This window comes from Mycobacterium adipatum, from assembly GCF_001644575.1.
GTDB lineage: Bacteria > Actinomycetota > Actinomycetes > Mycobacteriales > Mycobacteriaceae > Mycobacterium > Mycobacterium adipatum.
Genome location: NZ_CP015596.1, coordinates 2,989,502 through 3,012,794, shown reverse-complemented (window position 1 = coordinate 3,012,794; position 23,293 = coordinate 2,989,502). Strand labels below are relative to the sequence as shown.

Here is a 23,293-nt window from a genome sequence, read left to right as displayed (position 1 = left end):
TTGGGGTGTGACCAGCCCTCAGATCGTGTTCAGCGAGTCCTATACCGGCCACGTCGACAACGGCGCCGCCGCTCGGCGCACCCTGCCCGCGGCGACGATCATCAAGGCCTCCGTCGGCCCCATGGACAACAACGCCTACCTGGTGACCTGTTCCGCCACCGGGAAGACCCTGCTCATCGACGCCGCCAACGATGCCGACGCGCTGGTCGACCTGATCAGGGCGCACGCGCCCGATATCGCGCTGATCGTGACGAGCCACCAGCACTATGACCACTGGCAGGCCCTCGCGGCCGTGGCCGAAGCGACCGGTGCGCCGACCGCGGCCCACGAGCTCGACGCCGAACCGCTCCCGGTGCGCCCGGACCGTCTGCTGGCCGACGGCGACAAGATCACCATCGGCGAACTCACGTTCGACGTGATTCACCTCCAAGGTCACACCGAGGGTTCGGTCGCTCTGGCGCTGCGCGGCGCCGACGGTGACACCACCCATCTGTTCACCGGGGACTGCCTGTTCCCCGGTGGGGTCGGCAAGACCTGGAAGGACGGTGACTTCGACCGGCTGCTCGCTGACGTGTCGGACAAGTTGTTCGACGTATACCCCGATTCCACCGTGGTCTATCCCGGGCACGGCGATGACACCACGCTCGGCGCCGAACGCCCGCACCTGGCGGAGTGGAAGCGGCGCGGCTGGTGAGACCCGTCCCCGAGAAACCCGGTCCCGGCCAGGAGTCGGTGTGGGACTACCCGCGCCCGCCCCGACTCGAGCAGTTCCGCGGGTCGATCACCATCGACCTCGGCGGCGAGCAGATCGCATCGAGCACCGACGGCTGGCGGGTGCTGGAAACCAGCCATCCGCCGACGTACTACCTGCCGCGGACGGTATTCATCCCGGGAGCTCTGCGCGAGGCCGCCGGTTCGTCATGGTGCGAATGGAAGGGCCAGGCCGCCTACTTCGACCTGGTGTCCGAGGACACCGTGGCGCCGCGGGCGGCGTGGACATACCCGTCGCCGACGGCGGGGTTCGCACCGCTGGCCGGTGCCATCGCGGTGATGGCAGCCGCGGTGGATCGGTGCACGGTCAACGGCGAAGTCGTCATTCCCCAGCCCGGCGGCTTCTACGGGGGCTGGATCACCAGCTGGGTCACCGGACCGTTCAAGGGCATCCCCGGGTCGATGGGATGGTGAGCCTCAGAGCTGCGCGATGACCTGCTCGCCGAACAGGGCGACGGCCTCGGTCGCGTGCGCCAAGCTGCCACCGGGCACCGGCACCTGGATCCATGTCACCCCGAGATCGGCCAACCGCCCCACCCCGTCGAGGTAGGCACCCGCATCGAATCCCGCGTCGCCCGGAGCGCCACCGACAGCATTGCTGAAGGTGATGTCGACCGCGGCCGGGTCCCGTCCCGACTCATCCAGACGGCGGCGCAGGTCGTCGATGCCGGCCTTCAGCGTCTCCAGCGAATCCATCGGGTCGGTGCGCGCGGTCTGTGCCAGCACACCGGCCGCCGGGAACGGGCACCAGCCGTCTCCGTGTTCGGCCACGCGGCGGCGCGCGGCCGCGGTATTGCCACCGATCCAGATCGGCGGCGGTACCGCGGGGCGCGGGTGGGCGGTGATGCCCGCCGCGGCGAAATGCCGGCCGGCGTAGCTGACGTCATCACCGGTCCACACCGCCCGGATGACCTGCAACGCCTCTTCGACCAGTGCGCCGCGCTCGTCGAAATCCACACCGAGCGCGGCGAATTCGCGCTTCAGATAGCCGACTCCGACGGCAAGGGTGAACCGGCCGCCCGACAGCAGGTCCAGCGTCGCACCGGCCTTGGCGACGACGAACGGATTCCGGTAGGGCAACACCACCACATTGGGGATCAATCGCAGCGTCGTGGTGTGGGCCGCGGCGAAACCCATGGCCACGAAGGGATCCAGGGCGTCATGACCGCCGGCCTCCAGCCACTTCTGGGTCGGCGCAGGATGATCGGTGAAGCCGAACCCGCCGAAGCCGGCGGCCTGCGCTGCCACGGCGACCGCGGCCACGCCGGCCCCACCGGCCAATTCGGGGTTATAGGGGTGACTGTGCATGGGGTGGGTGAAGGCGAACTTCATCGAACGCCCGCCCATGGCGCGTAGTCCGACCACACAGAGGCACCGTCGGGGCGCCCAACTACCTCGGATCCGCCGAGCGGTCCCGCAGCCGGGCGCACCGAGCGCCAAAAGCACTGTCTTGTCGACATTCTCGCTTGCGCCGTGATCCCGTTGGAGCACTCGGCACGAAAGACAACCACCTCAACACCGTGACACTTAAGCGCTCCTTTGTAAAGAGCGCCCGGCGCGCGCAAAAAAGCCGAGGCCCAGCGCCACCCGGTACGGGCGGCCCTGGGCCTCGGCCTGAGTGTATGAGCGGCGTCAGGACGTGTGCACGATGAGCACGTCGATCTTGGATCGGCGGGCCACATTGGCCGGCACCGATCCGAGCAGACGTCCGGCGATGGTGCTCAGCCCGACGTTGCCGACCACCAGGAGGTCGGCCTTCTCGCTTTCGGCGAGCTCGACGAGGGCGTCGACGGGAGCGCCCACGATGGCCTTCTCCACCACTTCGGTGGCGCCGGCAGCCTTCGCCCGGTCGGTCGCTTCCCGCAGGATCGCGTAGATGGGCGCATTACCGGTCGCCTTGTAGCCTTCGTCCTTGAGGACGTCGGCGGCGTGATGATCCTCGCTCTGCGGAAAATAGGCGGTCGCGACGATTACTCGCGCGCCCGAACCTCCGGCAATCTCCCCAGCCCGGTCCACCGCACGCAACGACGAATCAGATCCGTCCGTGCCGACCACCACGGTCCGATAGGCGCTCATTCATGCCCTCCCAGTGTCGATTGCTAAGCCACCCGAGACATTAACGCGTTGCCCGACGACCGTGGGGTCGATTCACCACACGCGGCGCGTCCGGCACCGTCTCGTCGGCGCTGTTCGACTTGTGATGCTAGCCCGAAAATCCGCCCGTACGGGCATTCCGTGAGCAACACGACGGCGCGGTCTGCGGTGTTTGCGGACCGCATGTCTCAGCCGAAGTGACCCGGGACAAATCGATGCGGACAGCGCGACGGGTGTCACTTATCGTTGAGGGCATCGGCACCTATGCGATCACCGGATCGGCTTCCGGCATGGGGTTACACACGGCACGTCGGCTGCGTGCAGACGGCCACCGCGTCATCGGCGTCGATCTCAGGGACGCCGACGTCATCGCCGATCTATCCGAGCCGCACGGGCGGCGGGCCGCGGCGGATGCAGTGTTGGCGTCCGCGGGTGGCGTACTCGACGGGGCGGTGCTGGCCGCCGGTCTGGGTCCCGGATCCGGTGGTGACCGCAGTCGGCTCATCGCCCAGGTGAATTTTCTGGGCGTCGTGGAACCGCTTACGGCGTGGCGGCCCGCGCTGGCCGCCGCGGACCGGGCGAAGGTGGTCGTGATCGCAAGCAATTCCGCCAGTACCGTGCCACTGGTACCGCGCCGCACAATCAACGCACTGCTCGCCCACGACCCGGACAAGGCGGTACGAAGCCTCCGCCTGCTGGGCGAACGCGGCTCGGCGCTGATGTACGCGGCGTCCAAGATCGCGGTCAGCCGGTGGGTGCGTCGACATTCGGTGACACGGGACTGGGCGGGCGCCGGCATCCGGTTGAATGCGCTTGCCCCGGGCGCGGTCATGACGCCATTGCTGGAGGCGCAGCTGGCCGAACCCTTGGAAGGCAAGGCGGTGCGCAGGTTTCCGATCCCCGTCGGCGGGTTCGGCGCGGCCGACCAGCTGGCGGAGTGGATCACCTTCATGCTGTCGGACGCCGCTGATTTTCTTTGCGGCAGCGTCATTTTCGTCGACGGTGGTACCGACGCATTCTTCCGCCCGGCCGACTGGCCCGACAGCGTGCCGTTGCGGGCGCTGCCGCGCTACCTGTGGCGGTTCGCCCGCGGCACCGAAACGGGGTGACCGGGCCGGATCAGGCAGTGCCCCAACAACGCCTCCCCGGACTGGTCAGGCCGACACCGAAAGGTGTTGCGGCCCTGCCATTCACGTGACTCTCGGCCGCACCTTGTCAGCGGATACGGGGTGCACCAGCAACTGGAACTCGACATCGGCGTCCGCCGCTCGCCGCACATCGTCGGCGCAGTGGCGCGCGAACCGGCGAAGTTGGGCCTCCGACGTGGTCGGGGCGACCCCGACCGTGATGCGTACCGTCGGGGACCCGCCCGCGATCCGGGTGCTCGCCTTCGCCGACTGCACGCCGGGATGCCGGCCGATGTCGCCGGCCGCCGCGTCGGCGATCCTCGTCAGGTCAACCGCGCCGGCGTGTTCGGTGTCCACCGCCCGCACCGACCGTGGGCGCAGATGCAGGAGAACCAGCCACCCCCCGATGAGGACGGCAATCACGCCTCCGATGCCGAGTGCCGCCGACCACCACGGCCATTCGGGCGCACGTCCCAGCGCCGCCACGTCGATTCGCGCCGCGGCCTGGCGCGCGAATGCGCTGTCGAGGCCGTAGCCGATGATCCACCCCGCACCGGTGAGCAGCACGACGGCGACCACAAAGGTGATCAGTCGATCGGTCATTCGCAGCCCCGGCCTCATCGGTCATCTCCTCTGCTGTCCCGGCCCTGCACGACGTGGCCGGCACCGGGCCAGTCGGCGCCGCGGTCGCGGGGCACCCATACGTGGTCACCGATGTACTCGTGGGTTCTGCGCCGCGGCGCGACCGACGCCACCAACAGCGCCAGCCCCAGCACCGCAGCCGCACCGGCGGCGGGCCAGACCCACCACTGCCAGTGCGCGTCGGCCAGTCGGCCCAGTGCCGCGGCGATCCACGGGTCGTCGGGGGTCATGGCGTCGCGGACCGCCACCACCCCGGCGGCGATCAGGACGAGCGCAAACAGCACGCCGCCATAGCTGGCCAGGGCGGCAGGCCGGGGTGCGAAGCGACGATGCTCGCCCGGTTGCGGCGCGGGGGCCGGTTCGGCGGCGTACGCGTCCGCCACCTGGGCGGGTGTGCGATCGGATTCGACGCGGGTGATCGTCACATCGATGCGCTCCGGCCGCTCGGCCAGCGTCGTCGACAGCTCGTCGGCCACCGCGGCGCGAACCGCGGTGAGGACGTCGGCGGTAGCGACCGGCCAGCTGGCGGCGATCTGGATAGCCACCGCCTCGGCACCCCGGTCGCCGCCGATTGCGATGACCGGCAGGGGGCGGCCGGGCACCAGGGTCCGTCGGGGCACCACACCGGGCACCCTCAGCACGGCACGCTCGATCAGCTGCTGACGCACCCGGTTGTCGATGACGGTGCGCCCGCGTGCGGTGGGCACCTGCACCGCCACTTCGCTGGTCATGTCAGCCCCCGGACCGGCGACCGAGAGCGGTCAGGTCGATGGTGCCGTCCAGATGGGCGCCGATCGCCGCACCGGCGGCGGCGAGTACGAGCGCCAGCAGGAACCCGCTCAACCCGCCGGCCACCGCGGCGATCGCCAACAGCAATCCGGCGAAAAGTCCGGGCAGCAAGTATGTTCCGGTCATTGCTCACTCCTAGGGGTTGGGGATGACAGCGATTCGGGTGCCGCGACGTCTCCCACGACAACATCGACGGGCACGCCGGCGGCGACGCTGGCGGCCTGCCGTACCCGTTCCGCGGTTTCCAGCAGTGCGCTCCGGAGTTCGAGGACCACGTGCACCTTTCCCCCCGAGTCGTTCAGGCGAACCCCGCCGACGATGCGTCCCGGCAGGTACGTGGTGGGCACCCCCGGCGCGGAGTGCAGACCGATCACGCCATCCACGGCGGAGACCGCCGCGATGACGCGATCGATCCGCTCGCTCTGCATCACTGGACCCGGGGCTGCGCCGAGGTCTCGGTCGACGCGCCGTCTTCGTCGTCGGCGAAGTGCACGTCGTGAACCGTGATGTTCACCTCGGTGACTTCGAGACCGGTCATGTTCTCGACCGCGGTGATGACGTTGTTGCGAATGCCGTCGGCCAGGTCGTGGATGGCCACGCCGTACTCGGCGACGATGCCGATGTCGACGGCGGCCTGCCGCTCGCCGACCTCGACACTGACACCCTGGGTCAGGCTTGTGGTGCCAGGCAAAGTCTCACGGAGTTTCCCGACGACCCGAGCTGCCTGCCCGCCGAGATCGTGCACCCCGTCGACCTCACGCGTGGCGATGCCCGCGATCTTGGAGACCACCACGTCGGCGATCGTGGTCACGCCGTGATCGGACGCGAGCTTCTGGAGTTCTTGGCCGGCGGTCTGAGCCGGGCCGGCCGATGCGATCTCACGGGACTGGGTTGCGGCGGTCATGGCTAGCTCCTTCGATGTTCTTCCAGCTAGGATGCCTCTATCCGGCTCATAGGGTTAGACGCAGCCGGGAGTCCGATCGGCACACACAGGAGATGTAGAACACAAAGCGTTTCGATCGGCCGGAAAGAGGTCACCCCGCCGGGGTGCTGGACTCGCTGCCCGATGAGACGCTTGCCCGACGCGCTCAACGTGGCGACTCAGCGGCGTTCGACGTGCTGGTGGTCCGGCACGCGCCCGCATTGCTGAAATTTGTCAGGCAAACCTATCCGGTGGCCAGCGACTGCGACGATATCGTCCAGGAAACGTTCATCGCGGCCTGGAAAGCGCTACCGACCTTCGCGTTCCGCGCGCAGTTTCGCACCTGGCTGTACTCGCTGGCGTCACGCAAGACCATCGACGCGCTACGCCGGCGCCGCCCACAAGGCGATCTGGATGCGGCGCCCGAGGCGGTGGATGCCGGGCCGGGACCCGGCCAGCGAGCCGAGTACGCCGACTTTCTGGCCGCCCTCGACCGCGAGCTCGCCGGCATGCCCTATCCCGCGCGCGCGGCCTGGTGGTTGCGCGAAGTGTACGACCTGCCGATCGCGGAGATCGCCACCGTGCTGCACACAACCGAGGGCTCGGTACGAGGCCTGTTGCAGCGCACCCGGAAACGTCTGGCCACCACCCTTGCGGAGTTTCGTCCGTGAGCGCCCGTCGGTTGTACAGCGGCAGCCACGTGCGTAAGACTGGAGGACACATGAGCACGGCAGCCGAAGACGATTACGAAGCCACCGCCGAGGCGGCGGCCTGGATTGCTGCCGCCACCCGAAAGTTCGCCGGCCTCGCCGAGATGGATGCCGCCACCGACCCGCGTTGGGCCGAAACCAGTTCCGCGTTGAGTGCACTACGCACCGGTATCGCACAACGCATTTCGGCGCTGCCGCGGCAGGGCAAGATGATCCGCACCGCACGCCGGGGTATCGGTGTCAGCCACATCGCCCTTGCCAAGCTGCTCACCGCGGCGTTGGCCGAGCCGGCAGCGTCGGTGGCCGCCGCGGTGGCCGATGTCGAACTGACCGTCACCGACCACGCGCTGACGGCGGTCCGCATCCATCTCATCGGCATCGGCGCCGACGAGCGGGCTCGGACGTACCTGCAGGACGGGGACGCGCTGCGCCACGACGCGGCACAGGTCCTCGACGAGACCCTCGGCGACCACACCGCCGAGATCACCGCCATCTGGGATGACGTGGTCGTGGCCGGCCGTTAGCCGGCGGCTCAGTTCGCACCCGCGGCGATGGCCTGGCCCACCTCGTCCCTGCGCACCGCCATCTCCGCGTGTGCCTTCTCCAGCGCCTCGGCCTGATCCTCGTCGGCACGCATCAGTGCGTCGATATCGAAGGCCGCCATATCGAGGACGCCCATGTCCGAGAACGCCTTCTGGACCTTGTCACCCCACAGCCCGATGTCCTTGACGATCGGCACGATCCGGCTGAACAGGTGTGACCGGAACTGGATCATCAACGGTGACTTCTCGACCCAATCCGCACATTCGCGGACATCGAGGCCGAGTGTCTCGAACACCTCCTCGCCCCGGAAGCGGTCACGCATCAGATAACACGCCTCCACGACGAACTCTTCTCGTTCATCGCGCTCCGCCGTGGTCAGCGCACTGTAGTAGTCCTTCAACGAGATTCGGCCGAACGCGACGTGCCGGGCCTCGTCCTGCATGACATAGGCCAGCAGTTGTTTGGCCAGCGAGTTGGGTGGTGTCAGATCGCGCAGCACGCCGAACGCGGCCAGCGCGAGCCCTTCGATGAGGACCTGCATACCGAGATAGGGCATATCCCACCGTGAATCACGAAGCGTGTCCTCCAGGAGCGCGGTCAGGTTGGTGTTGACCGGGTACACCATCCCGACCTTCTCCTGCAGGAACCGCGCGAACGTCTCGACGTGTCGAGCCTCATCCATGGTTTGGGTTGCCGCGTAGAATTTGGCATCCATGTCGGGGACCACCTCGACGATCTTTGCGGCGCACACCATCGCGCCCTGCTCGCCGTGCAGGAACTGCGAGAACTGCCAAGCCTGGGAATGCCGGCGCATCTCGGCGCGGCGGGCGTCGTCGGCGGACTCCCACATCGGGCTGCCGAACAGTGGATGAAACTCGTCGGGCAGGCCGATCGGGTTCATCGGGTCGACGTCCTGCGCCCAGTCGATGCGCGACTGGGCATCCCACTGTTTGTCCTTGCCCTTCTGGTACAGCGACAGCAGCCGGGCCCGACCATCGTCGTACTCCCAGGTGAAGCGGGCGTCGCCAACGCTTGGCACCTCCCAGGAGAACGGAGTCGGCACCTCGGTGTATTTGTCCCTGGTAGACATCGCGCGCCCCTCTCCGCTGATCACACTGTTGTGACGGCTATCACAACAGTGCGCGCAGCCATGGGCGGCGTCAAGCAGACACGACCACTACGAGCGAGTGACGGGATTCGAACCCGTGTAAACGGCTTTGCAGGCCGGTGCCTAGCCACTCAGCCACACCCGCAGCACCGACAAACCTGCCACCGCCCGCACCGCGGGTACAGCGTTGCGATCACCGTGATCGCTTGTGCGGAGCCGCGGCGCCGATCGGACGGCTACCTGGCGCCCAAGGAGGCCGACGCCGCCGATCGGACGCTACGGACCTCGCGCTTCTTCGGAGCGACGAAGCCGCGCTTGGGCGCCGACTCCTCGGCAAGCTCTGCCTCGTCCACGGACGTGTCCGGCTCGTCAACGGCGGCCATCGGGTCCGTGGCGACCGGCTCTTCGGCGACCGGTACCTCCACCACCGGCTCGTCGGTGACCGGCTCCTCCACTACGGGCTCCTGGACCACCGGCACCTCGACCACCGGCACCTCGACGACGGGCTCCTCCACCACCGGCACCTCGACGACGGGCTCCTCGACCACCGGGACCTCGGTGACCGGCTCCTCCACCACCGGCACCTCGGTGACGATCTCCTCCGCGACCGGTTCGGTCACCACTACCTCCGCGGCGGGCACCTCCTCGGCCACCGCGTCTTCGGTGACCACATCTTCGGCGCCCACGACCGCATCGGCGGCGGTGCCGTCCACGCTGGTCCCCGACTCAAGATCACCGTCCACCGAATCCGCGTTCACAGCGGCCTCATCGGTGGTTGCCGACGCCGTCCGCAGCGAAGCGCCCACCAGGCCGGTCGACGCCGTCGAACCACCCGCCAGCCCGGACAACCCGCCGAAGATCGAGCCGATCAGGTTGGAAAGCGCCGAAACGACCCCAGCTATCAGATTCGGGACGAAACTCAGCACCTGCGTGATGACCTGCTGCAGGAACTGCAGCAACGACGTCACCGGGTTGTTCGGGTTCGTCGGTGAGCAACCATCGAGACAGTCGATCAGCTCCTTGAACGCGAGAAAAGCCTCTTCGGTGCCTTTGAAATTGCCATCGGCGTCGAATATCCCGAAAAAGCGGTCATCCCCAATTGCATTCAGGTCATCTTTGATCGAGTAGAGAAATATCGGACCGGCTCCGGAGAACGATTGCCACGCGTTGACCAGGTCGACCAAAAAAGCCCGTTGCGTTTCGGCCGAAACGACACTGGTGGGCAGGCCGTATTCGGTTATCCAGATTTTGAGTTGCTCTTCGCCGGGGTCGATGTGCTGGTCCATCAACTCGCGGATCTTCGTGACTTGGTACAGCGGCATCAGTTCACGCCAGTCCAGATCGTCCTGCTCGGAGAACGGTGTCGCAAAGTTGTAGGGATGAAATGAGATCGCATCGAAGAACCCGTCGGCGCCGGCGTCGTACATCGCCTGCACGAAGTCCACCGGATTCATCGTCGTATCGCCCCATGTCAGGCCCGCCCCCACGACACCACCGATAACGGTGATATTCGGGTCGACCAATTTGAGCGCCGTATAGGTCGCCTTCAGCAGATTGGTATAGGCGACCGGGTCCACGGGATTCCAGAAGAACGACGCATTGGGTTCGTTCCACACCTCATAGGAGGTGATCTTGCTGCCGTAGCGCTGCGCGACTGCCGTCGCGAATGCGGCGTAGTCCTGCACATTGTCGGGGTGCCCAACGCCGGTGTCGCCGGAAGTAGCCCAATCGGGTGACCACTGAAGCACACCGAGGATGCCCATTCCGCGGCTTTCCACTTCGTTGACGATCTGGTCGAGTTTCGCCCAGTCCAGATCCTGTTCCCAGTCGACCGGACCGCCCATCGGATCCTGGTTCTGGATGAACATCCACGGGACCAATAGGCGCACATCATTTACGCCGAGAGACTCGATCAGGTCGAGCCGATGCCGCACCTCGTCAAGGCTGTCGGTGAAGTAGATGTTCGAGTCGGCGATACCGACTGTCGTCGGCGACTCATCGACCGCCGCCACATTCATCACGTCGTACGCAACGACGTGCCGCACCTCTGGTACCACAAAATGGCTTCCGGTGGCCGCAACCAACGCCGCGGTGGTGACACCCACCACCGCACGCTTGGCGATACCTCGCACCGACTGTGGGACGCCTCTGTACATGTTGATCACCCGATTCTCAGGACGTGACACAAAACGGTGTCAGGCTTGACACTGCTAGGAAATTAGCCGATGTGTTAGGTACTTTCGTAACTTACCTAGAAGTAATATCGCCACTTTTTGACAGGCAATAATTGTCCATTTCTGGGCAAAGAATTGACCGGTCGGCAATATCTATCAGCACGCAGGAAACCGCGTTTCTAGCAAATCGCTCCGCCGCACCCATCGACGGGGTGATACCCCACTCGTGCGCCTCGGCCGGCTCAACAGTCCAGTTAGGAGCCATCGCCCCCATGGGCAACACCGGTTGACCCGCTTCACAGCAGCCCGATCACACCCACAAGGATTACGCTCCAGCAAATTTTGTGGACGTCATACGATCAGCGGACAGTCGTCCTACTACGCGACGTAGGAAACACGTGTCAACTGTATGGTCGCCGACGCATCGCGCCGTCGTCATCCTGCAATGTGGGAAACCCGCCTGCAGTCGCTATTGATGTGGCATCCCCGCGGCGATCCCGCCCTGCGGCCACCCCGCCGGCGAGTCCTCCCACGGCTCCTGTCGGCCGTACGGCGTGAGATCCAGAAAGGGATACCCCACCGACGTGTGGTCGAGGCCGCGCGCATACGTGGAATAGGTGTGGAAAACCTCGTCGCCGCGGCGCAGGAAGACGCTGGCCCCCGGCCAGTCGCCCCGGAGGTCGGCGTCGGTCCATCCGTCGCGGCGCAGTGCGTCGTGCGGTTTGTAGTTGTACCGCACCGGGCCACGCCCGGGATCCAGCGTGACGTCGAAGTCGTAGCTGAAGTCGCCATCGTCGGTGGAGTACCACGGAAACGTCCAGCCGTGGGCGGCGCGGTACCGCGCGATGCTGGCATAGGGCGCGCGGGAGACGCAGGCGAACGTCACGTCCTTCGCATGGAGCAGAGCCCGGTCGGATTCGGTGAAGGTCAGATCGGCGGCCGCGGTACAACTGGGGCAACCCTGGTCGATCTCATCCAGCCACATGAAGTGATGGATATAGAGCTGCCGGCGGCCCTCGAACAGGTCCACCAGCCGGGAGCGTCCGCTCGGCCCCGCGAAGAGGTAGTCCTTGTCCACCCGGACCATCGGCAATCGCCGCCGTTGGGCGTTGACGGCATCCCGCAGATGGGTGGCCGCCCGCTCGGCGACCAGTAGCTCCAAACGTGCCTTGAGCCATTGCTCACGGGATACGACATCGGGATATCCGTGTTCCTGCGACATGAGTTTCTCCTCACCGGGGGCCTGCCATGTGCAGACTTCGGCGCACCCCGAGACTCATCGCGGGTTGGTGCCCCCAGCCCGCCAGGCGGCGACCACGCCGACGACCGCCAGTCCCGCAAAGCACGCGAACAGCCAACCTGCCGCCGCCGCATCGGCGCCCGCCCGATTGACGATGGCGCCGGCGACGCCGGCGCCGAACGCGCCACAGATCAATTGGACGGTGCTGATCGCGGCCGCCGCCACCGGACCCTCAGCCGGTTCGTCGACACCTGTCATCGCCCATACCGATAGGTGCGGCCAGGCCATGCCGATACCGGTACCGGTCAGCACCAGGCTCAGTGCCCACAGCAGCGCGATCCCTCCGGACATCCCGTCACGCACCAGCAACGCGCCGACAGCCAGACCGATGGTCATCACCACCGGCGCGGCGCGCACGATCCGGACCACCGCACCCCGGCGGTCGACGGAGGCACTCACGATCTCCCCGGCGGTCCAGCCGACGGCCAGCGCGACGCCCAGGAATCCCGCGGTCAGCGGCGCCAGGTGCGCCAGCCGCTGCCCGAACAGCGGCACGTACATGTCCACCATGGTCGCCGCCATCAACAGTCCCAGCGTCAGATACACCCATTTGAGCGGTCCCGGCCGAAACGCGGTGGGCGGCAATACCGACGCCCGCGCCGCAGCCCGCCGGTCGACGGCCAGGAATGCCACGATCAACACCACCGCGGCGCAGAGCAGCGCGATGGTGAACGGCAGGCCGGTAGGGATACCCGCCACGCTGACCATCAACGCCGCCGCACCGAGTAGCAGCAGCGACCACACCGGGACCCGGATCACCGTCGCGCCGCCCGCGTCGGAGCGCCCGGGCAGGGCGAGCGGAACGAGCACCGTCATCGCCATCGTCAAGATGACCAGCGCACCGAAAGCCCACCGCCACGTGGAGAACTGGGCGAAGAGCCCGCCTGCTGCCGGACCGAGCAGGGTGCCCACCCCCCACATGGCCGACACCAACGCCGAAGCTCTGGTCCACAGCGCGCGCGGCAGTGCGGCGTTGATCACCGCGTATCCCAGACCGGCAAGCAGTCCACCGGCAGCCCCCTGGACGGTGCGGCCCACCAGTAGCAACTCCATGGTGGGCGCGACGGCGCACAGCACGCTGCCCGCGCCGAATACCGTCAACGCACCCAGGTATGCCGATCGTGGGCCCAATCGCGCCACCGCGGCGCCGACCGTGGTCGCGGCCGCCACCGAGGCGACCAGGTAGACCGTCATCACCCACGCGTAGTAGCGGTGACCGCCGATCTCGGCCACAGCACTCGGCAGCAGGCTTATCGTGAGGAACTCGTTGGTGGCATACAGCGCCACACCACCGGCCAAAACCGTCGCGGCGCCAAGGTTTTTGGGTGCGAGTAGTTCACGCCAGCTGCCGCCGGTCAACGCCTGGGTGTCGGTCACACCCCCTACCGTAGAAGCTCAACCATGGTTGAGCTCAACTACCGAATCGATCGCACCCGGGTTCACTTCAGGCCGGCGGCATCCATGCCGCGCAATTCCTTCTTCAGATCCTGGATCTCGTCGCGGATCCGTGCGGCGAGCTCGAACTGCAGATCACGGGCGGCCGTCATCATCTGCTCGGTCAGATCCTTGATCAGGTCGGCAAGTTCGGCGCGGGGCATGTTCGCGGTGTCGCGGCCCTCGACGATTCCGGCGCTGACCGCGCGGCCGGGCTCACCCTGGGCGCGGCGACCGCGGGACGAATTGCGGCCCGACCCGCCGACGTCCACCGTGGCCTCGGTGTCATCGGCCTCCCGGTACACCTGATCGAGGATGTCGGCGATCTTCTTGCGCAGCGGCTGCGGATCGACGCCGTGCTCGGTGTTGTAGGCGATCTGTTTGGCCCGGCGGCGGTCGGTCTCGTCGATCGCCTCCCGCATCGAGTCGGTGATCTTGTCGGCGTACATGTGCACCTCGCCGGACACGTTGCGAGCCGCGCGGCCGATGGTCTGGATCAAACTGCGCGGCGACCGCAGAAAGCCCTCCTTGTCGGCGTCCAGAATGGCCACCAGTGACACCTCTGGCAGGTCGAGTCCCTCACGGAGCAGGTTGATGCCCACCAATACGTCGTATTCGCCGAGGCGCAACTGACGCAACAACTCCACCCGGCGCAGCGTGTCCACCTCCGAATGCAGATAACGCACCCGGATACCCATCTCCAGCAGGTAATCGGTGAGATCTTCGGCCATCTTCTTGGTCAGCGTGGTGACCAGCACCCGCTCGTCGCGCTCGGTGCGCAGCCGGATCTCACCGATCAGGTCGTCGATCTGGCCCTTGGTGGGTTTCACGTGCACCTGCGGATCGACCAGCCCGGTCGGGCGGATCACCTGCTCGACGAACTCGCCGCCGGCCTGGGCCATCTCGTAGTTCCCGGGTGTCGCCGACAGATACACCGTCTGACCGATCCTGGACGCAAACTCCTCCCAGGTCAGCGGGCGGTTGTCGACCGCCGACGGCAACCGGAAGCCGAAGTCCACCAGGTTGCGCTTGCGGGACATGTCCCCCTCGTACATGCCGCCGATCTGCGGCACGGTGACATGTGACTCGTCGATGACGAGCAGGAAATCCTCGGGGAAATAGTCGATCAGGGTGGCGGGCGCCGTCCCTGCGCCGCGGCCGTCGATGTGACGGGAGTAGTTCTCGATGCCCGAACAGAACCCGACCTGCTTCATCATCTCCAGGTCGTAGTTGGTGCGCATCCGCAGCCGCTGAGCCTCCAGCAGCTTGCCCTGGCCCTCCAGTTCGGCCAAACGGGCCTCCAGTTCGGCTTCGATACTGGAGATCGCCATCGCCATCCGGTCCGGCCCCGCCACATAGTGGGTGGCCGGGAAGATCCGGACCGAATCCACCTTGCGCACCACATCGCCGGTCAGCGGGTGCAGGTAGTACAGCGCTTCGACCTCGTCCCCGAAGAACTCGATGCGTATCGCCAGTTCCTCGTAGGCCGGGATGATCTCGACCGTGTCACCACGCACCCGGAACGAACCCCGGGTGAACGCGATGTCGTTGCGGTCGTACTGGACGTCCACCAGCAGGCGCAGCAGCCCGTCACGGGGCACATCGTCGCCCACCTTCAGTTCCACCGAGCGGTCCAGATAGGACTGCGGGGTGCCCAGACCATAGATGCACGACACCGAGGCGACCACCACCACATCGCGGCGCGACAGCAGACTCGAGGTGGCCGAGTGCCGCAGCCGCTCGACATCGTCGTTGATCGAGCTGTCCTTCTCGATATAGGTATCGGTCTGCGCGATGTAGGCTTCCGGCTGGTAGTAGTCGTAGTACGACACGAAATACTCGACGGCGTTGTGCGGCAACATCTCCCGCAGTTCATTGGCGAGCTGCGCCGCCAGCGTCTTGTTGGGCGCCATCACCAGGGTGGGACGCTGCAGCTTTTCGATGAGCCACGCCGTGGTGGCCGACTTACCGGTCCCGGTGGCACCCAGCAGCACAATGTCACGCTCACCGGCCCGGACCCGGCGTTCCAGTTCGGCGATGGCCGCGGGCTGGTCCCCCGCCGGCTCGTATTCGCTGACCACCTCGAACCGGCCACCGGCGCGCACGATGCCATCGACGGCGTCGGCGGCGGGTCGGTACTCCGACTGCGCCAGGACGGGGTGCTCGGTCGCGAAAGCCATGGTCCCCAGGTTAAGCGTGCACACCGACAAGTTCATTCCCCGAGACCGCCGCGGGCGCGCTACCGTGACGCCGTGCCCGAACCTGTGCGGATCCTGCTGCGCCTACTGGGACTGATCCTGCTGGTGGCGGGGGTTGTCTGCGCGGTTCTGCTGGTGTGGCCCGGCCCCGCCGAGATCGCGGACCGCCTGGGGGCCACCTGCTCCACCGACGGCGGCCGGTCCACGCAGCAGTGTGACTGGTTCCAGGCCGCCGACCTGCTATGGACCGGTTGCTGGGTCGCCGTCATCCTCGGCGCCGTCCTGCGCCTGGTGACCAGACCCGCGGGCAAGGGTCCTCGGGTCCTCGACCTGCGCCGGCGGCGGTGATCGTGCACCCGCCGAAGCGCGAGACCTTCGATCTGGCGGCCCGCACCAACACCGACCCGAAGGGCATCGTCCGCGGTGTCGAGGAGTTCGCCGTGCACCCGTGGGGGCTCTATATGGCGCGCCCGGCGCCCGGCCGGGCGCAATTCCACTACCTGGAGACCTGGCTGCTGCCTGCGTTGAACCTGCGGGCCACGGTGTTCCACTTCAACCCGGGTTACCAGCTCGATCAGGACTTCTACCTCGATATCGGCCGGTACACCGCCGGCCCGGACGTGTGGCTGGCCGAAGATCACTACCTTGATCTGGTGCTGCGTACCGGCCGGGACGTCGAGTTGCTGGACATCGACGAACTGGTGGCCGCCGTGTCGGCAGGTCTACTGGACCCGGCGAGCGCCGAACAGGCCATCGCGACCGCGGTCGCCACGGTGGACGGTCTGGCCCGCCACGACTATGACCTGGACCGCTGGCTGACCGTGCATGATGTCGCGCTGACCTGGCGGGCGTAAAGTCACGATCATGAGTGTCACCAGGCGTTCAGGAGTGACGGCTGCCGCGATGGCCACGTTGCTGTTCGCGGCCCAACTGGTGGCCGCACCCGCCCATGCCGAACCCGAAATCGAGCCCGTCGCCCCCGAGGTGACCGAGGCCGAGCCCGGTCTGCTGCACAACATCACCTACCGGGCGCGCGCCGACGGCACATCGCGCGGCGCCGTCGTCGCCTACAAGGCCGACGATCACAACGTCAACAGCGAACAACCGACGATGCTGCCCGGCCAGACATTCGAGGTGAACACGGTGATGTCCGACCCGAGCCTGGCCGGGATGGAGCTTTCCATTCAGTGGCCCTACGGGTCGAACCTGCACTGCGAGATCCTGGTCGACGACCAGATCGTCGCGCAGGCCGACCAATTCATCGCACCGCGGCTGTTCCGCGCCAAGGACGACCCGCTGTACGGTGTGCTGCAATGCGGTGCGCCCCTGGACAATCCAGCGATCGGCGTGCCGGTGCCGGTACCCGATGCCGCGCCCCCGCCGCCGGCCCCGGAGGCCGTTCCCACAACCTGACGCGACAAGCCTCAGGGGCGCCAACCGGTGGTGTTCGCCCATTCCCAGGCGCGGTGATAAGCGTCGAGAAACCAGGGTTCCTTGGCTGCGGCGTAGTCCGGTGCACCGATGGCGGCCCGCTTGGCCGCCAGATAGTCCTGCTGCACACCGGGATTGGCCTTCAGCCAGTCGACACACAACAACGCAAACTGCTGGTTGGGCCAGCCGTCGACGCGAATGTGCACATGGGTGGGCCGGCCCGGATCTGCCGAGGCGTGAAATCTCTTGCGCCACCGGGCAGTATCCGCTGTATGCGGGGTATCCGCGGCGTTGCCCTCGACCCGTGGGTAACCCGCGGCCAGCAACGCATCGGCGAGTTCGTCGGCAACGTCCAGCGAAGCGACGCTGACCTGCACGTCGATGACATCCTTGGCGTCCAGTCCGGGCACCGCGGTCGAACCGATGTGATCGACACGGACCGCCCGATGCCCGCACGTGGTCTGCAACCGGGCCACGATCCGGCGCGCCTGATCCGGCCAGCTGGGGTCGGACGCGACCACAGCCGGGGCGGCCCGCGCCGGCCGGCGGAGTCGCACATTGTGCGCGAACGGGAGGATGCGCTCATGCCACAGGGCGCGCGCCTGCTCGACCAGGGCCCCGGCGCTGCCCGAGTTGTCCAGCCAGACATCGGCGACGGCGCGCCGCTGTTCCTCGGTGGCCTGCGCCGCGATCCGCGCCCTGGCGTCCTGCTCGGTGAAGCCCCGGTACTCGATGAGCCGCTTGACGCGTAGTTCGACATCGGCGTTGACGACGATGACGAGCGGGAACATCGGCGCCATCTGGGATTCGACCAGCAGCGGGATGTCCTCGATGATGACGGCGTCTTCCGCGGCCGCCTCGATCAGCTCGGAACGACGGTGCGCCACCAGCGGATGGACGATGCCGTTCAGTGTCTGGCGCTTCTCGTCATCGCTGAACGCGACGGCCGCCAACGCGGGGCGGTTCAACTCGCCGCTGTCGTGCAGGATGTCCCGACCGAACGCGTCGACGAGTTTGGCCAGGCCTTCCGTTCCCGGCTCGACGACCTCCCTGGCGATGACATCACCGTCGACGACGATGCCACCGAGTTCGCTGAAGGTCGAGGAGACGGTAGATTTGCCGGCGCCGATGCCGCCGGTCAGTCCGATACGAAGCACGCCCACCAGTCTGTCAGGTTGATTTTCTGCGCAGCCGCCGGATCGGCGAGTGCGAGCGGTGACAAGACGACGAACGCCCCGACCCAATCGGGCCGGGGCGTCCGTACGGCGAACTGGTTAGGCGTTGCCTGCGAGCTTCTCCCGCAGGGCAGCCAGCTGGGCGTCGCTCGCCAGCGAACCGCCGGCGGACTCACCCTCCGGGCGAGACGAGCTGCTGGAGGTCGACGGACGAGCCGCTTCCTCCGCCTCGGCTGCGGCGAACTTCTCCATCTGCGCGGTGTGCATCTTGTGCCGACGCTCGGCCTCGGCGTACCGGGCCTCCCATTCGGTGCGCTGCTTGTCGAAGCCCTCGAGCCATTCGTTGGTGTCGGCGTCGAAGCCCTCGGGGAAGATGTAGTTCCCCGCATCGTCGTAGCTGTCGGCCATGCCGTACTTGCTCGGGTCGAACTCCTCGGTGTAGTCCTCGTTGGCCTGCTTGAGGCTCAGCGAGATCCGGCGACGCTCCAGGTCGATGTCGATGACCTTGACCATGGCGTCGTCGCCGACCTGGACCACCTGGTCCGGAACCTCGACGTGGCGCTCGGACAGCTCGGAGATGTGCACCAGACCCTCGATGCCTTCTTCGACGCGGACGAACGCACCGAACGGCACCAGCTTGGTGACCTTGCCCGGCACGATCTGGCCGATGGCGTGGGTGCGGGCGAAGTGACGCCACGGATCTTCCTGAGTCGCCTTGAGCGACAGCGAAACCCGCTCGCGGTCCATGTCGACGTCGAGCACCTCGACGGTGACCTCGTCGCCCACGGTGACGACCTCGGACGGGTGGTCGATGTGCTTCCAGGACAGCTCGGAGACGTGCACCAGGCCGTCGACGCCGCCGAGATCGACGAAGGCGCCGAAGTTGACGATCGAGGACACGACACCCTTGCGGATGGCGCCCTTGGTGAGCTGGTTGAGGAACTCGCTGCGCACCTCGGACTGGGTCTGCTCCAGCCAGGCGCGGCGCGAGAGCACCACGTTGTTGCGGTTCTTGTCGAGCTCGATGATCTTGGCCTCGATCTCCTTGCCGATGTACGGCTGCAGATCGCGGACCCGACGCATCTCGACCAGGGAGGCGGGCAGGAAGCCACGCAGACCGATGTCGAGGATCAGGCCACCCTTGACGACCTCGATGACGGTGCCCTTGACGGCCTCGTCCTTCTCCTTGAGTTCCTCGATGGTGCCCCAGGCACGCTCGTACTGAGCGCGCTTCTTGGACAGGATCAGGCGGCCTTCTTTGTCCTCTTTGGTGAGAACGAGGGCCTCGACCTCATCGCCCACGGAAACGACCTCGTTGGGGTCGACGTCGTGCTTGATGGAGAGTTCGCGCGAAGGAATGACACCTTCGGTCTTGTAGCCGATATCGAGCAGAACCTCGTCACGGTCGACCTTGACGATGGTGCCTTCGACGATGTCGCCATCGTTGAAGTACTTGATGGTCTTGTCGATCGCGGCGAGAAAATCCTCGGCCGAGCCAATGTCGTTGATGGCTACTTGCGGCGAGGTGATGGAGGGACTTGGCATGTGGTGGGTTGCTCCGGACAGGTTTAATCGTAGGGACGGTGTGTGTACTTGTGCTGCACACAGGGCTGTTCAGCATGGGTGGCCCCGGTATGCGGTGTGCCCGCGGGGCCCGCGAAAAGAGTGGGCACACAGGTACTGCTCAAGGGTACTAGAACCGGTACACGCTGGACAAACCCGGTCCCCGGTGTCCACCCATGGTTACCCTCCTGAACGTGCCCGTGACGCCCCAGCCACCACAACCTCCGCACCCGCATCTGCCGACTTGGCCGCCGACCGTCCGCAAGGCCGGAGCGCCGCTGGCGGCCATCATCGGTCTCAGCGTGGTGGTCGGGCTGCTGATGATCCTGCTCACCGCGACGAATCCGGTCGGCACCGCGATCGGATTCGTCCTGTCCAGCATCGCGATCACCGTGGTGCTGCTGTGTTATCTGTGGCTGGACCGCTGGGAACCCGAACCGCCGCGGCTGTTGATCCTGGCATTCCTGTGGGGTGCGTCCGTCGCGATCATCCTGTCGCTGGTCCTGGAGCTGTGGGCCGACGCGGTGTTCCTGCCCACGCCGGGGCTGCCGGACGGCTTTGAATCGACCGCTCTGCGCGCGCCGCTCATCGAGGAGGCCGCCAAGGGCCTGTTCCTGCTGCTCATGATGACCGGGCACCGCCGCCATGAGCTGAACTCACTGACCGACTGCCTGGTGTACGCCGGCCTGGTCGGTGCGGGATTCGCCTGGTTCGAGGACATTCTTTACATCGCTAACGGGGAGACGCTGGGCTCATCGCTGGCGATCGCTGCGCTGCGGCTGGTCATGGCGCCCTTCGCGCACTCGCTGTTCGTGTCGATGCTGGCGGTCGGGGTGTACTTCGCGCTCAAACAGCGCCATCTCGTCGGCAAGCTCGCCTGCATCGTCGCCGGCTATCTCGCGGCGGTCATCATGCACGCGTTGTGGAACGGGTCCTCGGTGATCGGTATCGAGGCGTATTTCCTCGTCTACCTGGTGTGGATGATGCCGATCTTCGGCCTGGCGATCTGGCTGGCGGTGCGCAGTCGGCGCCGTGAGCAACAGGTGGTGGCGGCCAAATTGCCGACCATGGTGGCCGCGAACCTGATCACCCCCAACGAGGCCAGCTGGCTGGGGTCCATCCAGCACCGCAAGCTCGCCATCGGCGAAGCGTCCCGGCACGCCGGGAAGACCGCCGGCAAGAGCGTCAAGGCGTTCGCAACCCAGGTGGTCGAGCTGGCCTTCGTGCGGGACCGCATCGACCGGGGTTTCGGAGATGACCGGGTGCAGGCGCTGCTCGTCGAGGAGTCCTACCGCGTGCACGCCGCGCGGCAGGCGGCCGCCCCCACGCTGCAGTACCTGGCCAGTTACCGGATTCCTGGCTGACCCTCGGCCAGCAGGACCACGACATCGGCGATCTGGTCCAAGTGCTCGGCGGACACCGGTCGGTTCAGTGCGATCAGGCGCCAGAAGACCAGTGCTCCAACGGCATCCAGCAGTAACTCGCGATCGGCGACCGGGGACACCTCGCCGCGCGCGGCGGCCCGCTCGAGCACGGCGTGCCCGCGCCGGCGCCGCGGTGCGCCGATGTACTCCATCAACGCCTCAGCCAGGGCCGGGTCACGCTGGGCCTCGGCGAGCAGGTCCGGATACACCCGCCGGGTCCGGTGGTCGCCCAGCCAGGTGGCGACACCGTCGAGCAGCTCCCGGACATCCCCCCGCAACGAACCGGTGTTCGGCACCGCGGCATCGGTACCACTGACCGTCTGCATGGCGGCTGCGACCAGGGCGGACTTGGACTTCCACCTGCGGTACAGCGCCGCCTTGCCCACCTCGGCCCTCCGAGCGATACCGTCCATGGACGATCCGCGAAAGCCGTTCTCCGCCAGTTCGGTCAGTGCCGCGTCAAGAATGACGCCGGTGATCCGAGCATCCTTGGGCCGGCCCGGTGCGCCGGTCATTTCGGGACACATTGTCGGGACGAGACGAAATCCCGGAACGATCGCGGCACCCGTCCGGTGAGTTGCTCGACGGTGTCGGTGACTGTGGACTCCGCACCCGAACGGACCCGGGCGTCCAATGTCGCCAGGACAGAGGCAAATTCGGGGGCGTACCCGGCGTTCACCAGGAACCGGATGTGCTGGTCGGCGCTCACCGCGTGATGCCGCAGGGGTCGACCGGTCGTGTCCTGCAGGACCGAAGCCGCATCGTCGTAGCTGAGCGCCTCGGGCCCGGTGAGCCGGTGCTCGCTGTTGCCGGAGTGCGATCGGGTGAGCAGCTGTGCCGCGACGTTACCGATGTCGCGGGCATCGATGAAGGGAAGTCGGCCGTTTCCCGCGGACGTATGGAACTCCCCGCCGGCGCGGATCGAGTCGGCGATGGGATGGTTCCCGACGAAGTTCTGCATGAACCATGATGGCCGCAGAATCTCCCACTCCGGCAACGACTCCCGGACCGCGGCCGCAACCTCGCCGAGCCCCGGATCGCCCGTCTGCACCGCCGATGAGCTCAGCACGACCACCCGCCGGACCCCGCCGATGCGTGCCCGCTCAAGAAACGGACCGACGATGCCTATCAGATCGGCCACGCCGACCGGGGCCACCAGGTAGATGCGTTCGACACCGTCCAGGGCGACGGGGTGGGTCGCGGGGTCCGACCAGTCGAAGCGAACGTGCTCGTAGCTCGTCGGCGCTGCCGAGGCGCGTGTCGCTGTGCGCACGGCAAGCCCGCGACCACGCAACCCGTCGATGACCGCCGAGCCGGTGCTACCGGTGGCACCGAGCACCAGCACAGTGCCGGTCATGACGATCGGCCGTGGTCGAAGGCGGACACCGCGTCTTCGAGTCCACCCATCGCTGCCGCGGCGGCGAGTGGATTCCAATAGTCGCGGTAGACCGTGATGCCCTGGTCCCCCACGGTGACGATGGCGACGTAGTCGATGTCGTAGGGGTTGCCGGTCGAAGTCGCGACACCGGTCACCCCCCATTCCACGATGATCGTGTCGGGATCGCCGGTGTCGTGCCGTGTCTGGTGCCGTACGCCCCGGATGTCGACATTGTCGGGAAATCTGGCGAGGTACTCGCGCACGGCGTCCTTGCCGGACACTGTGGGCCAGCCGGGCGGCGCGAACGGGAACTCCATTGATCCATCCGGGGCCCACTCGTCGGCGAATGCCGCCATATCGTGGGTGATCAGCGCGGCCGTCAGCCGATCGAACACCTGATGTGTTCGCCGTCTGCGAGCCTCTGCGGTGTGTTGCTCTGCCATCGGACACCTCTCCAATACGGAACAGTTCCGTATTGTATGAGAGGAACCATCGCCGTGTCCGATGTAT

26 protein-coding genes and 1 tRNA gene are annotated in these 23,293 nt (G+C 66.8%); 9 read left to right on the top strand and 18 right to left on the bottom strand.

The window, feature by feature from the left end; genetic code table 11:
- Positions 1-7 precede the first annotated feature (7 nt).
- Both A7U43_RS14305 and A7U43_RS14300 read left to right on the top strand, forming a co-directional pair.
- The gene (locus A7U43_RS14305) at positions 8-694 is read left to right on the top strand and encodes an MBL fold metallo-hydrolase (protein ID WP_082902139.1); all 687 of its coding nucleotides are present in this window, start codon (positions 8-10) and stop codon (positions 692-694) included.
- Positions 691-1,185 (top strand): DUF427 domain-containing protein, encoded by a 495-nt coding sequence (locus A7U43_RS14300; protein ID WP_231963314.1) that lies wholly within the window; start codon positions 691-693, stop codon positions 1,183-1,185. The genes A7U43_RS14305 and A7U43_RS14300 overlap by 4 nt, the downstream gene beginning before the upstream one ends.
- Positions 1,186-1,188: 3 nt before the next feature.
- Here the strand turns inward: A7U43_RS14300 and A7U43_RS14295 are convergent, their stop codons facing one another.
- Entirely contained in the window at positions 1,189-2,103 is a 915-nt protein-coding gene (locus tag A7U43_RS14295) for an LLM class F420-dependent oxidoreductase (protein WP_068002715.1), read from the bottom strand.
- 300 nt (positions 2,104-2,403) lie between these two features.
- A complete protein-coding gene (locus A7U43_RS14290) occupies positions 2,404-2,847 on the bottom strand; it encodes a universal stress protein (protein ID WP_067996316.1) in 444 nt (147 codons plus the stop codon).
- A gap of 272 nt (positions 2,848-3,119) precedes the next feature.
- Here A7U43_RS14290 and A7U43_RS14285 point away from each other — a divergent pair, with 272 nt between their 5' ends.
- Positions 3,120-3,974 (top strand): SDR family oxidoreductase, encoded by an 855-nt coding sequence (locus tag A7U43_RS14285; RefSeq protein ID WP_068002711.1) that lies wholly within the window; start codon positions 3,120-3,122, stop codon positions 3,972-3,974.
- An 81-nt stretch (positions 3,975-4,055) separates the two neighbouring features.
- Here A7U43_RS14285 and A7U43_RS14280 read toward each other — a convergent pair whose 3' ends face one another.
- The 5 genes from A7U43_RS14280 to A7U43_RS14260 are packed head-to-tail and all read right to left on the bottom strand — an operon-like array spanning position 4,056 to position 6,327.
- Positions 4,056-4,595, bottom strand: a complete 540-nt coding sequence (locus A7U43_RS14280; RefSeq protein WP_231963313.1) for an alkaline shock response membrane anchor protein AmaP — start codon at positions 4,593-4,595, stop codon at positions 4,056-4,058.
- 14 nt (positions 4,596-4,609) lie between these two features.
- On the bottom strand, positions 4,610-5,365 hold the full coding sequence (locus tag A7U43_RS14275; protein ID WP_067996309.1) for a hypothetical protein: 756 nt from the start codon (positions 5,363-5,365) through the stop codon (positions 4,610-4,612).
- Position 5,366: 1 nt separating this feature from the next.
- Positions 5,367-5,549 carry a DUF2273 domain-containing protein gene (locus tag A7U43_RS14270; protein ID WP_067996306.1) on the bottom strand — a complete coding sequence of 61 codons (183 nt, stop codon included), beginning with the start codon at positions 5,547-5,549 and terminating at the stop codon, positions 5,367-5,369.
- Positions 5,546-5,851 carry a hypothetical protein gene (locus tag A7U43_RS14265; protein ID WP_067996304.1) on the bottom strand — a complete coding sequence of 102 codons (306 nt, stop codon included), beginning with the start codon at positions 5,849-5,851 and terminating at the stop codon, positions 5,546-5,548. Before A7U43_RS14265 ends, A7U43_RS14270 begins: the two co-directional genes overlap by 4 nt.
- Positions 5,851-6,327 carry an Asp23/Gls24 family envelope stress response protein gene (locus A7U43_RS14260; RefSeq protein WP_067996300.1) on the bottom strand — a complete coding sequence of 159 codons (477 nt, stop codon included), beginning with the start codon at positions 6,325-6,327 and terminating at the stop codon, positions 5,851-5,853. The genes A7U43_RS14265 and A7U43_RS14260 overlap by 1 nt, the downstream gene beginning before the upstream one ends.
- A 143-nt stretch (positions 6,328-6,470) precedes the next feature.
- On the opposite strand from A7U43_RS14260, the gene A7U43_RS14255 reads away from it, so the two are divergent.
- On the top strand, positions 6,471-7,016 hold the full coding sequence (locus tag A7U43_RS14255; protein WP_067996298.1) for an RNA polymerase sigma factor: 546 nt from the start codon (positions 6,471-6,473) through the stop codon (positions 7,014-7,016).
- A gap of 50 nt (positions 7,017-7,066) precedes the next feature.
- Positions 7,067-7,579, top strand: coding sequence for a hypothetical protein (locus A7U43_RS14250; RefSeq protein WP_067996295.1), 513 nt, complete (start codon positions 7,067-7,069; stop codon positions 7,577-7,579).
- Between the two features lie 8 nt (positions 7,580-7,587).
- Here the strand turns inward: A7U43_RS14250 and A7U43_RS14245 are convergent, their stop codons facing one another.
- The 6 genes from A7U43_RS14245 to uvrB all read right to left on the bottom strand — a co-directional run bounded on the left by A7U43_RS14245 (position 7,588) and on the right by uvrB (position 15,794).
- The gene (locus A7U43_RS14245) at positions 7,588-8,688 is read right to left on the bottom strand and encodes a ferritin-like domain-containing protein (RefSeq protein ID WP_067996291.1); all 1,101 of its coding nucleotides are present in this window, start codon (positions 8,686-8,688) and stop codon (positions 7,588-7,590) included.
- 92 nt (positions 8,689-8,780) lie between these two features.
- A tRNA-Cys gene (locus tag A7U43_RS14240) sits at positions 8,781-8,851 on the bottom strand.
- 91 nt (positions 8,852-8,942) lie between these two features.
- Positions 8,943-10,862, bottom strand: a complete 1,920-nt coding sequence (locus tag A7U43_RS14235; RefSeq protein ID WP_156525921.1) for a cellulase family glycosylhydrolase — start codon at positions 10,860-10,862, stop codon at positions 8,943-8,945.
- 487 nt (positions 10,863-11,349) lie between these two features.
- Entirely contained in the window at positions 11,350-12,102 is a 753-nt protein-coding gene (locus A7U43_RS14230) for a DUF899 domain-containing protein (RefSeq protein WP_067996285.1), read from the bottom strand.
- Positions 12,103-12,156: 54 nt separating this feature from the next.
- Positions 12,157-13,557, bottom strand: coding sequence for an MFS transporter (locus A7U43_RS14225; protein ID WP_067996282.1), 1,401 nt, complete (start codon positions 13,555-13,557; stop codon positions 12,157-12,159).
- A gap of 62 nt (positions 13,558-13,619) precedes the next feature.
- Positions 13,620-15,794: an excinuclease ABC subunit UvrB gene (uvrB, locus tag A7U43_RS14220; RefSeq protein WP_067996279.1), complete on the bottom strand. Its 2,175-nt coding sequence runs from the start codon at positions 15,792-15,794 to the stop codon at positions 13,620-13,622.
- 72 nt (positions 15,795-15,866) lie between these two features.
- Between uvrB and A7U43_RS14215 the strand changes: the two genes are divergently transcribed.
- Genes A7U43_RS14215 through A7U43_RS14205 form a run of 3 tightly spaced genes read left to right on the top strand, consistent with a single transcriptional unit; the run spans position 15,867 to position 17,225 of the window.
- Positions 15,867-16,160 carry a hypothetical protein gene (locus A7U43_RS14215; protein ID WP_067996276.1) on the top strand — a complete coding sequence of 98 codons (294 nt, stop codon included), beginning with the start codon at positions 15,867-15,869 and terminating at the stop codon, positions 16,158-16,160.
- A gap of 2 nt (positions 16,161-16,162) precedes the next feature.
- Positions 16,163-16,666, top strand: coding sequence for a ribonuclease FAU-1 family protein (locus tag A7U43_RS14210; protein WP_068002707.1), 504 nt, complete (start codon positions 16,163-16,165; stop codon positions 16,664-16,666).
- Positions 16,667-16,676: 10 nt separating this feature from the next.
- Positions 16,677-17,225: a hypothetical protein gene (locus A7U43_RS14205; protein ID WP_067996273.1), complete on the top strand. Its 549-nt coding sequence runs from the start codon at positions 16,677-16,679 to the stop codon at positions 17,223-17,225.
- Between the two features lie 11 nt (positions 17,226-17,236).
- Here A7U43_RS14205 and coaE read toward each other — a convergent pair whose 3' ends face one another.
- Positions 17,237-18,400, bottom strand: a complete 1,164-nt coding sequence (gene coaE / locus A7U43_RS14200) for a dephospho-CoA kinase (protein ID WP_068002704.1) — start codon at positions 18,398-18,400, stop codon at positions 17,237-17,239.
- A 117-nt stretch (positions 18,401-18,517) separates the two neighbouring features.
- The gene (rpsA, locus tag A7U43_RS14195; protein ID WP_067996270.1) at positions 18,518-19,963 is read right to left on the bottom strand and encodes a 30S ribosomal protein S1; all 1,446 of its coding nucleotides are present in this window, start codon (positions 19,961-19,963) and stop codon (positions 18,518-18,520) included.
- A gap of 194 nt (positions 19,964-20,157) precedes the next feature.
- Between rpsA and A7U43_RS14190 the strand changes: the two genes are divergently transcribed.
- Positions 20,158-21,345 (top strand): PrsW family intramembrane metalloprotease, encoded by a 1,188-nt coding sequence (locus tag A7U43_RS14190; RefSeq protein ID WP_067996266.1) that lies wholly within the window; start codon positions 20,158-20,160, stop codon positions 21,343-21,345.
- Here the strand turns inward: A7U43_RS14190 and A7U43_RS14185 are convergent.
- From A7U43_RS14185 to A7U43_RS14175, 3 genes are read right to left on the bottom strand one after another with little or no spacing between them, the layout of a single operon-like run.
- Positions 21,327-21,920, bottom strand: coding sequence for a TetR/AcrR family transcriptional regulator (locus A7U43_RS14185; RefSeq protein ID WP_067996263.1), 594 nt, complete (start codon positions 21,918-21,920; stop codon positions 21,327-21,329). The two genes, A7U43_RS14190 and A7U43_RS14185, sit on opposite strands and share 19 nt — an antisense overlap.
- Positions 21,917-22,762, bottom strand: a complete 846-nt coding sequence (locus tag A7U43_RS14180) for a Rossmann-fold NAD(P)-binding domain-containing protein (protein WP_067996260.1) — start codon at positions 22,760-22,762, stop codon at positions 21,917-21,919. The genes A7U43_RS14185 and A7U43_RS14180 overlap by 4 nt, the downstream gene beginning before the upstream one ends.
- Entirely contained in the window at positions 22,759-23,226 is a 468-nt protein-coding gene (locus tag A7U43_RS14175; protein ID WP_067996257.1) for a nuclear transport factor 2 family protein, read from the bottom strand. The genes A7U43_RS14180 and A7U43_RS14175 overlap by 4 nt, the downstream gene beginning before the upstream one ends.
- Positions 23,227-23,293: the final 67 nt, after the last annotated feature.

Coding starts and splice junctions, on each gene's coding strand:
- A7U43_RS14245 (WP_067996291.1), bottom strand. CDS start 8,688: ATGTCTACCAGGGACAAATACACCGAGGTGCCGACTCCGTTCTCCTGG.
- A7U43_RS14175 (WP_067996257.1), bottom strand. CDS start 23,226: ATGGCAGAGCAACACACCGCAGAGGCTCGCAGACGGCGAACACATCAG.
- A7U43_RS14270 (WP_067996306.1), bottom strand. CDS start 5,549: ATGACCGGAACATACTTGCTGCCCGGACTTTTCGCCGGATTGCTGTTG.
- A7U43_RS14205 (WP_067996273.1), top strand. CDS start 16,677: ATGAGTGTCACCAGGCGTTCAGGAGTGACGGCTGCCGCGATGGCCACG.
- A7U43_RS14275 (WP_067996309.1), bottom strand. CDS start 5,365: ATGACCAGCGAAGTGGCGGTGCAGGTGCCCACCGCACGCGGGCGCACC.
- A7U43_RS14260 (WP_067996300.1), bottom strand. CDS start 6,327: ATGACCGCCGCAACCCAGTCCCGTGAGATCGCATCGGCCGGCCCGGCT.
- A7U43_RS14235 (WP_156525921.1), bottom strand. CDS start 10,862: ATGTACAGAGGCGTCCCACAGTCGGTGCGAGGTATCGCCAAGCGTGCG.
- A7U43_RS14290 (WP_067996316.1), bottom strand. CDS start 2,847: ATGAGCGCCTATCGGACCGTGGTGGTCGGCACGGACGGATCTGATTCG.
- A7U43_RS14280 (WP_231963313.1), bottom strand. CDS start 4,595: ATGACCGATCGACTGATCACCTTTGTGGTCGCCGTCGTGCTGCTCACC.
- A7U43_RS14265 (WP_067996304.1), bottom strand. CDS start 5,851: ATGCAGAGCGAGCGGATCGATCGCGTCATCGCGGCGGTCTCCGCCGTG.
- uvrB (WP_067996279.1), bottom strand. CDS start 15,794: ATGGCTTTCGCGACCGAGCACCCCGTCCTGGCGCAGTCGGAGTACCGA.
- A7U43_RS14230 (WP_067996285.1), bottom strand. CDS start 12,102: ATGTCGCAGGAACACGGATATCCCGATGTCGTATCCCGTGAGCAATGG.
- A7U43_RS14250 (WP_067996295.1), top strand. CDS start 7,067: ATGAGCACGGCAGCCGAAGACGATTACGAAGCCACCGCCGAGGCGGCG.
- A7U43_RS14185 (WP_067996263.1), bottom strand. CDS start 21,920: ATGACCGGCGCACCGGGCCGGCCCAAGGATGCTCGGATCACCGGCGTC.
- A7U43_RS14190 (WP_067996266.1), top strand. CDS start 20,158: ATGGTTACCCTCCTGAACGTGCCCGTGACGCCCCAGCCACCACAACCT.
- A7U43_RS14180 (WP_067996260.1), bottom strand. CDS start 22,762: ATGACCGGCACTGTGCTGGTGCTCGGTGCCACCGGTAGCACCGGCTCG.
- A7U43_RS14295 (WP_068002715.1), bottom strand. CDS start 2,103: ATGAAGTTCGCCTTCACCCACCCCATGCACAGTCACCCCTATAACCCC.
- rpsA (WP_067996270.1), bottom strand. CDS start 19,963: ATGCCAAGTCCCTCCATCACCTCGCCGCAAGTAGCCATCAACGACATT.